This is a genomic window from Cupriavidus sp. CPT47-8839-RL05A, assembly GCF_058792255.1.
The window spans coordinates 1-12,798 of the sequence record NZ_JBYTEG010000025.1 but is presented as its reverse complement, the minus strand read 5'-3'; the positions used below and the strand labels follow the sequence as shown (position 1 = coordinate 12,798).

Below are 12,798 nucleotides of genomic sequence, written 5' to 3'. Positions count from 1 at the left end.
CCAAGTAAGGAAAACATAGAAATGGTTCTGTCTTTCTCAATCTGGCTGCCTGTCTTTTTCGGCCTGCTGATCCTGGCCTTCGGCTCGGACCGCAGCCCGGGCTTTGTCCGGTGGATGTCGCTGTTCGGCTCGATCGCCAGCTTTGTCGTCACGCTGCCGCTGGTATTCCACTTCGACCGCGCCAGCGCGGCCATGCAGTTCGTCGAAAAGGCGAGCTGGATCGAACGCTTCAATATCAACTACCTGCTGGGTGTTGACGGCATCTCGATGTGGTTCGTGGTGCTGACCGCCTTCATCACGGTGATCGTGGTGATCTCGGCCTGGGAAGTGATCACCGAGCGTGTGGCCGAATACATGGCCTCGTTCCTGATCCTGTCGGGCCTGATGGTCGGCGTGTTCTGCACGCTGGACGGCATGCTGTTCTACGTGTTCTTCGAGGCCACGCTGATCCCGATGTACATCATCATCGGTGTCTGGGGCGGCCCGAACCGCGTCTATGCCGCGTTCAAGTTCTTCCTGTACACGCTGGCGGGCTCGCTGCTGACGCTGATTGCGCTGCTGTACCTGTACAACAAGACCGGTACCTTCGAAATCCTGCAATGGCACCAGGCCAAGCTGTCGATGAACGAGCAGATCGCGCTGTTCATTGCCTTCTTCGTCGCCTTCGCGGTCAAGGTGCCGATGTGGCCGGTGCACACCTGGCTGCCGGACGCCCACGTGGAAGCGCCGACCGGCGGTTCGGTGGTGCTGGCCGCCATCATGCTGAAGCTGGGTGCCTACGGTTTCCTGCGGTTCTCGTTGCCGATCGCGCCTGACGCCAGCCACTACCTGGCGCCGTTCATCATCACCATCTCGCTGATCGCGGTGATCTACATCGGCCTGGTGGCCCTGGTGCAGGCCGACATGAAGAAGCTGGTGGCGTACTCGTCGATCGCCCACATGGGCTTCGTCACGCTGGGCTTCTTCATCTTCAGCGACATCGGCGTTGAAGGCGGCATCGTGCAGATGATCTCGCACGGCTTTATCTCCGGCGCGATGTTCCTTTGCATCGGCGTGCTGTACGACCGCGTGCACTCGCGCCAGATCGCCGACTACGGCGGCGTGGTCAACACCATGCCCAAGTTCGCCGCGCTGGCAGTGTTCTTCGCGATGGCCAACTGCGGCCTGCCGGCCACCTCGGGCTTCGTCGGCGAATTCATGGTGATCCTGGGCGCGGTCAAGTTCGACTTCTGGATCGGCCTGCTGGCTGCCACCGCCCTGATCTTCGGCGCCGCCTACTCGCTGTGGATGGTCAAGCGCGTGATCTTCGGCGATATCGTCCACCAGCACGTGCGCGAGCTGGTCGACCTGAACAAGCGTGAGTTCGTCATGCTCGGCCTGCTGGCCATCATGACGCTGTACATGGGCCTGCACCCGAAGCCCTTTACCGACGTGATGCACGCGTCCGTGGTGAACCTGCTGTCCCACGCGGCGCAGTCCAAGCTGTAATCGGGGAGAGAAATCAACATGCAACCGTCCTCGACACTCGGCCCTGTGGCGCCGATCATCTTCCTGGCGATCGCCATCGCCGCGATCAACTGGATCGACCTTGCGCGCGGCAAGGGCAAGCAAAGCGTTGCCTATCCGCTGTCGCTGCTGACCACCCTGGTGCTGACGGTGTGGTTCGGCCTGAACGCCGCCGCCGGCGAGACCCACTACGCGTTTTCCAACCTGGTGGTGATCGACCCGATGGCCAACGTGCTGTCGGCGTTCTGCGCGGCGGGCCTGTTTGTCACGCTGGTGTACACGCGCCGCTACCTGGCTGAGCGCGACATGTTCGCCGGCGAGTTCTACATGCTGGCCCTGTTCACGCTGGGCGGCCAGATCGTGATGATCACCGGCAACAACTTCCTGACCCTGTACCTGGGCCTGGAACTGCTGTCGCTGTCGTCGTACGCGCTGGTGGCACTGCGCCGCGAATCGCGCGTGACCTCGGAATCGGCGATGAAGTACTTCGTGCTGGGCGCGCTGGCTTCGGGCTTCCTGCTGTACGGCATCTCGATGATGTACGGCGCCACCGGTTCGCTGAACCTGGGCGAAGTGTTCCGCGTGGTCGAGTCGGGCCGCGTCAACACCACCATGCTGGCCTTTGGCGTGGTCTTTATCGTCGCCGGCCTGTCGTTCAAGCTGGGTGCCGCGCCGTTCCACATGTGGATCCCGGACATCTACCAGGGTTCGCCGACCGCGGTGACGCTGCTGATCGCCGGCGGCCCCAAGGTGGCAGCTTTTGCGCTGTTCATCCGCGTGCTGGTGGAAGGCCTGCTGCCCCTGGCCAGCGACTGGCAGATGATGCTGGTGGTGCTGTCGATCATTTCGCTGGCCATCGGCAACCTGACCGCCATCGTGCAGAGCAACCTGAAGCGGATGCTGGCGTACTCGACCATCTCGCACATGGGCTTCGTGCTGCTGGGCCTGCTGTCGGGCGTGGTCGCCAACAAGGCTGACGGCGCCGCCGATGCGTACAGCTCGGCGATGTTCTACTCGGTGACCTACCTGCTGACCACGCTGGGCACCTTCGGCATCATCCTGCTGCGCACGAACAAGGGTTTCGAGGCCGAAACCCTGGAAGACCTGAGGGGCATGTCGCGCCGCAACCCGTGGTTCGCGTTCCTGATGCTGGTGATGATGTTCTCGCTGGCCGGCATTCCGCCGACCGTGGGCTTCTATGCCAAGCTGGCCGTGCTGGATGCGGTGGTCAAGTCGGGCATGACCTGGCTGGCCGTGGTGGCCGTGCTGTTCTCGCTGATCGGCGCGTTCTATTACCTGCGTATCGTCAAGCTGATGTACTTCGATGCGCCCGCTGCTGAAGAAGAGCTGGAAGCAACCTTTGGCCTGCGCTCGATGCTGAGCGTGAACGGCGCCGCGGTGATCCTGCTGGGTATTTTCCCGGCCGCGCTGATGAACCTGTGCTACCAGGCCATCCGCTCGACCCTGGGTTCCTGATCCGCCACACGCCATGAGCGCATCCGCAAGCGGCTGGTTTGTCATCCTGCTGGCACTGATCAGTGCGAACCTGCCGTTTGTGAACCAGCGCCTGTTCGTGCTGATCCCGCTGCGGCGGGCGCGCAAGCCGCTGTGGCTGCGCCTGCTGGAACTGATCGTATGGTTCGCGGTGGCGGGCGCCGCCGGCTTTGCGGTGGAGGCCAGCCTTGGCAACGCCTTCCCGCAGGGCTGGCAGTTTTACGCCATCACCGCGTGCATGATGCTGGTGTTTGCCTTCCCGGGCTTCACCTGGCAATACCTCGTCAAACACCGCACGGCCTGAAGCCGGTCTTGTCGGCGCCGGGCCCTGCCTGATCCGGAGCGTCCATGACCGACAAGATCCAACGCGGCACCCCGTCTACCGCTGAACCCGCCGGGAACGACGACGCACTGAAGGAAGTGTGCGTCGCCTCGGCCACGGTCCATCGCGGCAAGTTCCTCACCCTCAAGCAAGATATCGTCAGGCTGCCGGACGGCAAGCAGACCGGGCGCGAGTACGTGGTCCATCCGGGCGCGGTGATGATGATCCCGCTGTTCAGCGACGGCACCGTGCTGATGGAGCGCCAGTTCCGCTATCCGATCGGCGAAGTGATGCTGGAATTCCCCGCCGGCAAGCTTGATCCGGAAGAGGGCGCGCAGCGCTGCGGCGAACGCGAACTGCTGGAGGAGACCGGCTACAGCGCGGCGCGCTGGGACTACCTGACGCGCATCCACCCGGTTATCTCGTATTCCACCGAGTTCATCGACATCTTCCTGGCGCGCGACCTGACGCATGGCGAGGCGCAGCTCGACGACGGCGAGTTCATCGAGACCTTCATCACGCCGGTGGGGCAGGTGATCGATTGGGTCCGCAGCGGCCGCATCACCGACGTAAAGACCATCATCGGCGCATTCTGGCTGGAAAAAGTGATCTCGGGTGCCTGGCAACCGGGCGAACAGCCGCTGCCGCATTACGCCGTATAGTGAGTAGTGAGCCGCGTGGATTCTGCGCCATGCGGTTGTTCCCGAACGGTCGTTCTAAAAAATTTAGCACGACCGTTCACAAAATTTCGATTCGCGGATAATATAGCTTTTGACGGGCTGGAAAGATCATGAAGGTGCTCGACCTGCGCTGCGCGCATGACCATGGTTTCGAGGGCTGGTTTGCCTCGGAAGAAGATGCGCAGTCGCAAATCTCGCGTGACCTCGTCCAATGCCCGGTCTGTGGCGACCACGCCGTGACGCGGCTGCCCAGCGCGCCGCGCCTGAACCTGTCGGGCGCGACCGCGCGCGAAGGCAGCGCCAGGCCGGCGCAGCCGGCCGCCGCACCGGTGACACTGCAAGCGCTCTATATGAATGCAGTGAAGCAGGTGCTGGCACAGACCGAGGACGTTGGCGATCGCTTTGCCGAAGAGGCGAGGCGCATGCACTATGACGAGGCGCCGGAACGCGGCATTCGCGGTTCGGCCTCGGCGGAGGAGGTGCAGGCGCTGGCCGAAGAGGGCATCGAGACTTTCCCGCTCGTGGTGCCGGATGCGCTGAAGCAGACGGCTCACTGAATTGCGTCTTGTGCCCGTTTGCTGTCGGCGCTTGACGTGCAGGCAGAACAAACCGCCGGCGGCCCCACGCCAAGCCGGCACCACTGGAGACGGGCATGGATCTCAACTACTCGGCGTCCGACAACGCCTTCCGCGAGGAAGTGCGTAGCTGGCTCGAAGCCAACTTGCCGGCGGACATCCGCAGCAAGATTCTCAACCACCGCCGTCCGAACCGCGACGACCTGGTGCGCTGGCACAAGACCCTGGCCGGCAAGGGCTGGTCGGCACCGCACTGGCCGGTCCAGTACGGCGGCACCGGCTGGAACGCCACCCAGCGCCATATCTGGGATGAAGAGAATGCCCGCGTCGGCGCGCCCGGCGTGCTGCCGTTCGGCGTGGCGATGGTCGCGCCGGTGATCATGAAGTACGGCAGCGAAGAGCAAAAGTCGTACTACCTGCCGCGCATCCTGGACTGCACCGACTGGTGGTGCCAGGGCTATTCGGAGCCGGGCTCGGGTTCGGACCTGGCCTCGCTGAAGACCCGTGCCGAGCTGACTTCGGACGGCAAGCACTATATCGTCAACGGCCAGAAGACCTGGACCACGCTCGGCCAGCACGCCGACATGATCTTCTGCCTGGTGCGCACCGACCCCGAGGCCAAGAAGCAAGAGGGCATCTCGTTCCTGCTGATCGACATGAAGACCCCGGGCATCACCGTGCGCCCGATCATCATGCTCGACGAAGAGCATGAGGTGAACGAAGTCTTCTTCGACAACGTCAAGGTGCCGGTCGAGAACCGCGTCGGCGAAGAGAACAAGGGCTGGACCTACGCCAAGTACCTGCTGGGCCACGAGCGCACCGGCATCGCCCGCGTGGGCAACTCCAAGCGCGAGCTCGGCTTCCTCAAGCGCGTGGCGCGCCAGCAGCAGAAGAACGGCAAGCCGCTGCTGGAAGACCCGGTGTTCGGCGCCAAGGTGGCCGCGCTGGAAATCGAACTGATGGCGCTGGAAATCACCGTGCTGCGTGTGGTCTCGAGCGAAGCGGCAGGCAAGGGCCCCGGCCCCGAGGCCTCGATGCTCAAGATCAAGGGCACCGAGATCCAGCAGCTGCTGACCGAGCTGATGGTCGAGGCCGTCGGCCCGTACGCGCAGCCGTTCGACACCGCCTACCTGGAGTGCGAGACCGAGCACGCCGTGACCGGCTACGACGACGCCGCGCCGCTGGCCGCGTACTACTTCAACTATCGCAAGACCTCCATCTATGGCGGGTCCAACGAAATTCAGAAGAACATCATCAGCCAGATGATTCTGGGGCTGTGAGGAGACACGCAACATGAACTTCAATCTCAGCGACGAACAGAAGCAGCTGGCCGACGCCGTCCGCCGTTTCATCGACAAGGACTACGGCTTCGAGTCCCGCAAGCAGAACTACGAAAGCGCCGCCGGTTATGGCGACGCCGCCTGGGGCTCGCTGGTCGAGCTTGGCCTGACCGCGCTGCCGGTGCCGGAAGCGCAGGGCGGTTTCGCGGGCAAGGCCCTGGACATGATGGTGGTGCAGCAGGAGCTGGGCCGCGGCCTGATCGTGGAGCCGTACCTGGCCACGGTGGTGGGCGCCTACGCCCTGGGCCTGGCCGGTGGCCAGGATGCGCTGCTGGAACAGGTCGCCGGCGGCGAACTGAAGCTGGCCGTGGCCTTCAACGAGCCGCAGGCGCGCTATGAACTGAACGACGTGCGCGTCACCGCCCGCGACGGCAAGCTCAACGGCCGCAAGACCGTGGTGCTGCACGGCGGCCAGGCCGACAAGCTGATCGTGTCGGCCCGCAGCAGCGGTGCCGAAGCCGACCCGGACGGCATCTCGCTGTTCCTGGTGGATGCCACGGGCGCCGGCGTCAGCATCAAGGACTACCGCACCATCGACAACCTGCGCGCGGCCGACATCACCTTCCAGGATGCCCCCGCGCAACTGCTGGGCGAAGCCGGCAAGGCCTTCCCGGTGATCGAGCAAGTGGCCGACTACGCTGCCGTGCTGCTGTGCGCCGAGGCCGTGGGCGTGATGGATACGCTCAACGCCGCCACGCTGGAATATGCCAAGACGCGCCAGCAGTTCGGCGTGCCGATCGCGCGCTTCCAGGCGCTGCAGCACCGCATGGTGGAGATGTTCATCCACGCCGAGCAGTCGCGTTCGATCACGCTGCTGGCCGCGGCACGCTTCGAAGAAGTAACGCCGGAAGAGCGCCGCCGCTATGTCTCCGCCGCCAAGGCGCGCGTGGGGCAGGCAGCGCGCACGGTCGGCCAGGAGGCAGTGCAGATCCACGGCGGCATGGGCGTGACCAACGAACTGCCGGCCGCGCACATGTTCAAGCGGCTGACGCTGATCAACACCACCTTCGGCGACGTGGATCACCACCTGGGCAGGTTCGCCGCCCAGCCGGGGTTCCAGGAAGCTGCCTGATCCTGTCAGTCCAAGCAAAACCGCGCTGTAGTCCAGGCGCGGTTTTTTTCTTTGGGGACCGTTAGGGGCGGGTTCGGCAAATACGGACGCCGGCCCCCGGCGGCCATGCGATCATCGCCTGAGCAAACTTAGCGCCCTGGCGCCAATCACTACAGAGAGACAACCGATGCTGTATTTCGAGGACTTTGAAGTCGGCAGCCGCCGCGAACTGGGTTCGTACCTCGTCACCGAGGAAGAGATCCTGGCCTTTGCCCGCCAGTACGATCCGCAGCCGTTCCATATCGACAAGGAAGCCGCTGCCAAGAGCATCTATGGCGGCGTGATCTCGAGCGGCTGGATGACGTGCTCGATCATGATGCGGCTGCTGGTGCTGAGCACCACCGGCAAGTCGGCCAGCATGGGCTCGCCCGGCGTGGACGAGATCCGCTGGCTCAAGCCCGTCTACGCCGGCGACACGCTCACCGTCGTGCTGAATGTGCTCGATACCCGGCCGTCGCAGTCCAAGCCGGACCGCGGCGTGGTCCACACCCAGTGGGAAGCCACCAACCAGCGCGGCGAACTGGTCTGCGCCGTCAAGGGCATGGGCATGTACGGCCGCCGCCCCGCTTAAGAACACTTTATCGTCACGAGGAGACTATCGACATGCGCACCATCGCAACGCTGGAAGAACTGGAAGGCCTGCAGGGCCAGGAAGTCGCGGTCAGCGACTGGATCGAGGTGACCCAGCAGCAGGTCAACCAGTTTGCCGATGCCACCGGCGACCACCAGTGGATCCACATCGACGTGGAGCGCGCGAAGAAGGAGTCGCCCTATGGCGGCCCGATCGCCCACGGCTTCCTGACCCTGTCGCTGCTGCCCAAGTTCATGCACAACGCGCTGCATATGCCGTCGAAGATCGGCGTCAACTACGGCCTGAACCGCGTGCGCTTCACGGCACCCGTGCCGGTGGGCAGCAAGCTGCGCGCGCGCATCAAGCTGCTGAAGGTCGAGCGTCTCGATCCGCTGCCGAAGTCGCCCGAACTGGTGGGCGCACAGTCCACCTGGGAAGTGACGGTGGAGCGCGAGGGCAGCGACCGTCCGGTCTGCGTCGCCGAGTCGATCACGCGCCGCTACGGGTGACGGATAGGCAGTTTTGACGCGGTGCGACAATATGCCACACAGGCATGCCGCACCCCGGAGGCCGCCTAATGCGCGGCTTTCTGCATTTTTAGGAACCGATTTGTGACGTTGATGCCAGTCAAATACTGCTTCGCGGATTTGTGCGTCGATTGTCCGTTCTGCTGAACAGTGTGTTCTGTGCCGTTGGGTTTACCCCTAATGTTGCGTTGCGGTACAGTCGCGCCCACGATGTTTTACGTGTTGCGCTCCCCGGCCGAAAACCGCGCTTGCCATGAAGGCAAGTCCGTCGGGAAGTGCAAAAACCTCGTATTCCAACGCTACCCGGCCGCTGTACTGAGCCGGGACCGTTCGCGGTTTCGGCCAGGTGCCGCAGCGCCGGCAAGGTCCTACAGGGCCTGCAGCGCACGCAGTCAGTTGTCCTTCCGTGTTCATGGCGTTGCAAGGCCGCATGGTCCCCCGGCGTTCGATCCGCCGCCCGACCGCAACGCCAGCTAAGGACACGTCCTTCCGGTTTTCCCTCAGCCCCACGCCTCTTGCGCGAGCATCAGGCGGTTTAGCCACGCTTTTGCCCGAAGCGCGGTGTAACCAAACCAGTCGTGACATGAAGAAACCCATACTGCCGCGTTGGACGCGGTTCCTGCCTTGCCTTGGCCTGCTCCTGCTCGCCGGCTGCAACATGACGCTGCTCGACCCGAAAGGGCAGGTCGGCGTCGACATCAAGAACATCATCCTGATCGCGACCTGGCTCATGCTGCTGGTGGTGCTGCCGGTGATCGTGCTCACGCTGGTGTTCGCCTGGAAGTACCGCGCGTCCAATACCTCGGCGCGCTATGAGCCGGACTGGTCGCACTCCACCGCGATCGAAGTGGTGGTGTGGCTGATCCCCTGCCTGATCATCATTGCGCTGGGCATCATCACCTGGAAGTCCTCGCACGACCTGGACCCGTACAAGCCGCTCGAATCCAGCAAGAAGCCGGTCACCGTCGAGGTGGTGGCGCTGAACTGGAAGTGGCTGTTCATCTATCCGGAACTGAAGATCGCCACGGTCAACCAGATCGCCTTCCCGGTCGACACCCCGGTGAACTTCAAGATCACCTCGGATTCGATCATGAATTCGTTCTTCATCCCGCAACTGGGCAGCCAGGTATACGCCATGGCAGGGATGGAGACCAAGCTGCACCTGATCGCCAACGAAGCCGGCTCTTACGACGGCGTGTCCGCCAACTACAGCGGCGGCGGCTTCTCGGGCATGAAGTTCAAGGCGGTCGCCATGTCGAACTATGAGTTCGACCAGTGGGTCGCCAAGGTTCGCGCCTCGTCCACCGAACTGGGCGTTGAAGGCTACAAGACGCTGGCACAACCCAGCGAGAAGGAGCCGGTCACGTACTACGGCAAGGTGGAAGACAAGCTCTTCCACAACATCCTGCACAAGTACATGGACCACAGCGGCACGGCGCTCGCCGCCGACGGGTTCAAGGGCGGCCCGATCTGCACGTCGCGCAACACCCTCGGTGAAGAGCAGCTGTCGATGACCACGCCTGTGAAGGCGCTGGGCGCGCAATCCTAGGAGCAATGATGTTTGGCAAGTTGAGTTTGTCGGCGATTCCGTTTCATGAGCCGATCATCATGGTCGTTCTGGCCGGCGTCGCCCTGGGCGGTGCCGCGCTGCTAGGCGCGATCACCTATTTCAAGAAGTGGGGCTACCTCTGGAACGAGTGGTTCACCTCGGTCGACCACAAGAAGATCGGCGTGATGTACTGCCTGGTCGCGCTGATCATGCTGCTGCGCGGCTTCGCCGACGCGGTCATGATGCGCACCCAGCTGGCGCTCGCCACCAATGGCGCGACCGGCGTGCTGCCGCCCGAGCACTACGACCAGATCTTCACCGCCCACGGCGTGATCATGATCTTCTTCGTGGCCATGCCGCTGATGACCGGCCTGATGAACCTGGTCGTGCCGCTGCAGATCGGCGCGCGCGACGTGGCCTTCCCGTTCCTGAACACGCTGTCGTTCTGGCTGTTCGTGTCGGGCGCCATGCTGGTCAATGTCTCGCTGGGCGTCGGTGAATTCGCCAAGACCGGCTGGCTGGCCTACCCGCCGCTGTCGGGCCTGGACTTCAGCCCGGGCGTGGGGGTGGACTACTACCTCTGGAGCTTGCAGATCTCGGGCCTGGGCACCTTGCTGACCGGCGTGAACTTCCTGGTGACGATCCTGCGCATGCGCGCGCCGGGCATGACGCTGATGCGCATGCCGGTGTTCACCTGGACCGCGCTGTGCACCAACGTGCTGATCGTGGCTGCCTTCCCGGTGCTGACCGTGACCCTGGCGCTGCTGGGCCTGGACCGCTACGTCGGTACCCACTTCTTCACGAACGACGGTGGCGGCAACGCCATGATGTACGTGAACCTGATCTGGATCTGGGGCCACCCCGAGGTGTACATCCTGATCCTGCCGGCGTTCGGCATCTTCTCTGAAGTGATCGCCACGTTCTCGGGCAAGAAGCTGTTCGGCTACAAGGGCATGGTGTACGCGACCGCCGCGATCATGGTGCTGTCGTTCATCGTGTGGCTGCACCACTTCTTCACGATGGGCTCGGGCGCCAACGTCAACGCGTTCTTCGGCATCACCACCATGATCATCTCCATCCCGACCGGGGTGAAGATCTTCAACTGGCTGTTCACCATGTACCGCGGCCGGGTCCAGATGACCTCGCCGGTGCTGTGGACGCTGGGCTTCATGATCACCTTCGTGATCGGCGGCATGACCGGCGTGCTGATGGCCGTGCCGGCCGCTGACTTCGTGCTGCACAACAGCCTGTTCCTGATCGCCCACTTCCACAACGTGATCATCGGCGGCGTGCTGTTCGGCTACCTGGCCGGCATCACCTACTGGTGGCCGAAGGCGTTCGGCTTCACGCTGAACGAGCGGCTGGGCAAGTGCGCCTTCTGGTGCTGGCTGGTCGGCTTCTACTTCGCCTTCATGCCGCTGTACGTGCTGGGCCTGATGGGCATGACCCGCCGCCTGAACCACACCGACAACCCGGCCTGGACGCCGTGGCTGTACCTGGCCGTGGTCGGCGTGGTGTTCGTGGCGCTGGGCATCTTCTTCCAGGTGCTGCAGATCGTGGTGTCGATCCGCGACCGCAAGAAGCTGGCCGACGTGACCGGCGACCCGTGGGGCGGCCGCACCCTGGAGTGGGCCACCTCGTCGCCGCCGCCGTTCTACAACTTCGCGCACACCCCGGTGGTGCGTGACCTGGACGCGTTCTCCGACATGAAGGCCCGTGGCGAGACGCTGCCGACCGAAGGCTACGAGAAGATCCACATGCCCAAGAACACGGGCGCGGGCTTCATCATCGGCGCCTTCAGCCTGGTGTTCGGCTTTGCCCTGACCTGGCATATCTGGTGGATGGCCATCGTTGGCCTGGTGGGCATGGTGTGGGCGTTCATCCACCGCAGCAACGACGACCATATCGACTACTACGTGCCGGCCACCGAGGTCGAGCAGATCGAAACGCGCCATCTGCAGCGCATTGCTTCGCAAGCCTGAGAACCATGTCGACTCAAGTCCTAGACCGCATCCCCGCGCAGGCCGGCGCACCGGCCAAAGCCGACGCGCATGGCCATGACCATGCGCACCACGATACCAGTGCCAATACGGTGTATGGCTTCTGGATCTACCTGATGAGCGACTGCATCATCTTCGCCGGACTGTTCGCGGCCTTCGCCGTGCTGCGCGGCGAACTGGCAGGCGGCCCGTCGGCGAAGGAGCTGTTCGAGCTCAGCTACGTGCTGGTGGAGACCTTCATCCTGCTGTTCTCCTCGATCACGTACGGCATGGCGATGATCTCGCTGCAGAACCGCAGCCTGAGCCGCGTGCAGGTGTGGCTCGGCATCACGTTCCTGCTGGGCGCGGCATTCATGGCGATGGAAATCAACGAATTCCATCACCTGATCGCCGAAGGCGCCGGCCCGGGCCGCAGCGCGTTCCTGTCGTCGTTCTTCACGCTGGTCGGCACCCACGGCCTGCACGTCGCCAGCGGCATGCTGTGGATGATCGTGCTGATGTGGCAACTGTCGAAGAAGGGCATCACCCCGACCCTGAGCAAGCGCCTGATGTGCCTGTCGCTGTTCTGGCACTTCCTGGACGTGGTCTGGATCGGCGTGTTTACCGTGGTCTACCTGATGGGACATCTGTGATGGCACAACACAACGCACCGGCGGCGCACGGCGCCCACGATTCGCACGACTCGCACGCGGGTCATGACACCCACGCCAGCTTCAAGTCGTACGCAATCGGCTTCATCCTGGCCGTGATCCTGACCGTGGTCCCGTTCAAGCTCGTGATGGACGGCAGCATGGACAAGGGCACCATCCTCTGGATCATCCTCGGCATGGCCGCGGTCCAGATCCTGGTCCACCTGAAGTACTTCCTGCACCTGGACACGTCGTCCGAGCAGCGCAGCAACGTGATCGCGCTGCTGTTCACGGCGCTGATCCTGGTGATCGTGGTGGCGGGTTCGCTGTGGATCATGCACAACCTGAATGCCAACATGATGGTGATGTAAGGACCAACGTCCTGGCATCGAGAGCGGGGCCCTGCAAGGGGCCCCGTTTTTTTTGGTGCGCCCGGCAGGGCGCACCTACTTGGGGGTGGAAGTCCCCTACACACCCGGCAAGGGGAAGTGTTA

13 protein-coding genes are annotated in these 12,798 nt (G+C 63.5%); all 13 read left to right on the top strand.

All coding sequences use genetic code 11. The features are described 5' to 3' along the window. The first annotated feature begins 21 nt into the window (after positions 1 to 21). The 13 genes from AC3WVS_RS26010 to cyoD all read left to right on the top strand — a co-directional run bounded on the left by AC3WVS_RS26010 (position 22) and on the right by cyoD (position 12,675). The gene (locus AC3WVS_RS26010; RefSeq protein ID WP_492320913.1) at positions 22 to 1,488 is read left to right on the top strand and encodes an NADH-quinone oxidoreductase subunit M; all 1,467 of its coding nucleotides are present in this window, start codon (positions 22 to 24) and stop codon (positions 1,486 to 1,488) included. Between the two features lie 18 nt (positions 1,489 to 1,506). Next, positions 1,507 to 2,982: an NADH-quinone oxidoreductase subunit NuoN gene (gene nuoN / locus AC3WVS_RS26005; RefSeq protein ID WP_492320912.1), complete on the top strand. Its 1,476-nt coding sequence runs from the start codon at positions 1,507 to 1,509 to the stop codon at positions 2,980 to 2,982. A gap of 13 nt (positions 2,983 to 2,995) precedes the next feature. Next, the gene (locus AC3WVS_RS26000; RefSeq protein WP_010809118.1) at positions 2,996 to 3,304 is read left to right on the top strand and encodes a DUF2818 family protein; all 309 of its coding nucleotides are present in this window, start codon (positions 2,996 to 2,998) and stop codon (positions 3,302 to 3,304) included. Between the two features lie 44 nt (positions 3,305 to 3,348). Beyond that, entirely contained in the window at positions 3,349 to 3,984 is a 636-nt protein-coding gene (locus AC3WVS_RS25995; protein ID WP_492320911.1) for an NUDIX domain-containing protein, read from the top strand. A 128-nt stretch (positions 3,985 to 4,112) separates the two neighbouring features. Beyond that, positions 4,113 to 4,559, top strand: coding sequence for a DUF1178 family protein (locus AC3WVS_RS25990; protein WP_492320910.1), 447 nt, complete (start codon positions 4,113 to 4,115; stop codon positions 4,557 to 4,559). A 95-nt stretch (positions 4,560 to 4,654) separates the two neighbouring features. After that, positions 4,655 to 5,857: an acyl-CoA dehydrogenase family protein gene (locus AC3WVS_RS25985; RefSeq protein WP_492320909.1), complete on the top strand. Its 1,203-nt coding sequence runs from the start codon at positions 4,655 to 4,657 to the stop codon at positions 5,855 to 5,857. 13 nt (positions 5,858 to 5,870) lie between these two features. Then, positions 5,871 to 6,989, top strand: coding sequence for an acyl-CoA dehydrogenase family protein (locus AC3WVS_RS25980; RefSeq protein WP_492320908.1), 1,119 nt, complete (start codon positions 5,871 to 5,873; stop codon positions 6,987 to 6,989). A 166-nt stretch (positions 6,990 to 7,155) separates the two neighbouring features. Then, positions 7,156 to 7,599 (top strand): MaoC family dehydratase, encoded by a 444-nt coding sequence (locus AC3WVS_RS25975; RefSeq protein WP_492320907.1) that lies wholly within the window; start codon positions 7,156 to 7,158, stop codon positions 7,597 to 7,599. Positions 7,600 to 7,631: 32 nt separating this feature from the next. After that, entirely contained in the window at positions 7,632 to 8,108 is a 477-nt protein-coding gene (locus tag AC3WVS_RS25970; RefSeq protein WP_492320906.1) for a MaoC family dehydratase, read from the top strand. Positions 8,109 to 8,709: 601 nt separating this feature from the next. Next, entirely contained in the window at positions 8,710 to 9,675 is a 966-nt protein-coding gene (gene cyoA, locus AC3WVS_RS25965) for a ubiquinol oxidase subunit II (protein ID WP_010809111.1), read from the top strand. An 8-nt stretch (positions 9,676 to 9,683) separates the two neighbouring features. Next, positions 9,684 to 11,657 (top strand): cytochrome o ubiquinol oxidase subunit I, encoded by a 1,974-nt coding sequence (gene cyoB / locus AC3WVS_RS25960; RefSeq protein WP_010809110.1) that lies wholly within the window; start codon positions 9,684 to 9,686, stop codon positions 11,655 to 11,657. A gap of 5 nt (positions 11,658 to 11,662) precedes the next feature. Further along, positions 11,663 to 12,307: a cytochrome o ubiquinol oxidase subunit III gene (gene cyoC / locus AC3WVS_RS25955; RefSeq protein WP_492320905.1), complete on the top strand. Its 645-nt coding sequence runs from the start codon at positions 11,663 to 11,665 to the stop codon at positions 12,305 to 12,307. Further along, positions 12,307 to 12,675, top strand: a complete 369-nt coding sequence (cyoD, locus tag AC3WVS_RS25950) for a cytochrome o ubiquinol oxidase subunit IV (protein ID WP_492320904.1) — start codon at positions 12,307 to 12,309, stop codon at positions 12,673 to 12,675. Before cyoC ends, cyoD begins: the two co-directional genes overlap by 1 nt. The last annotated feature ends 123 nt before the right edge of the window (positions 12,676 to 12,798 follow it).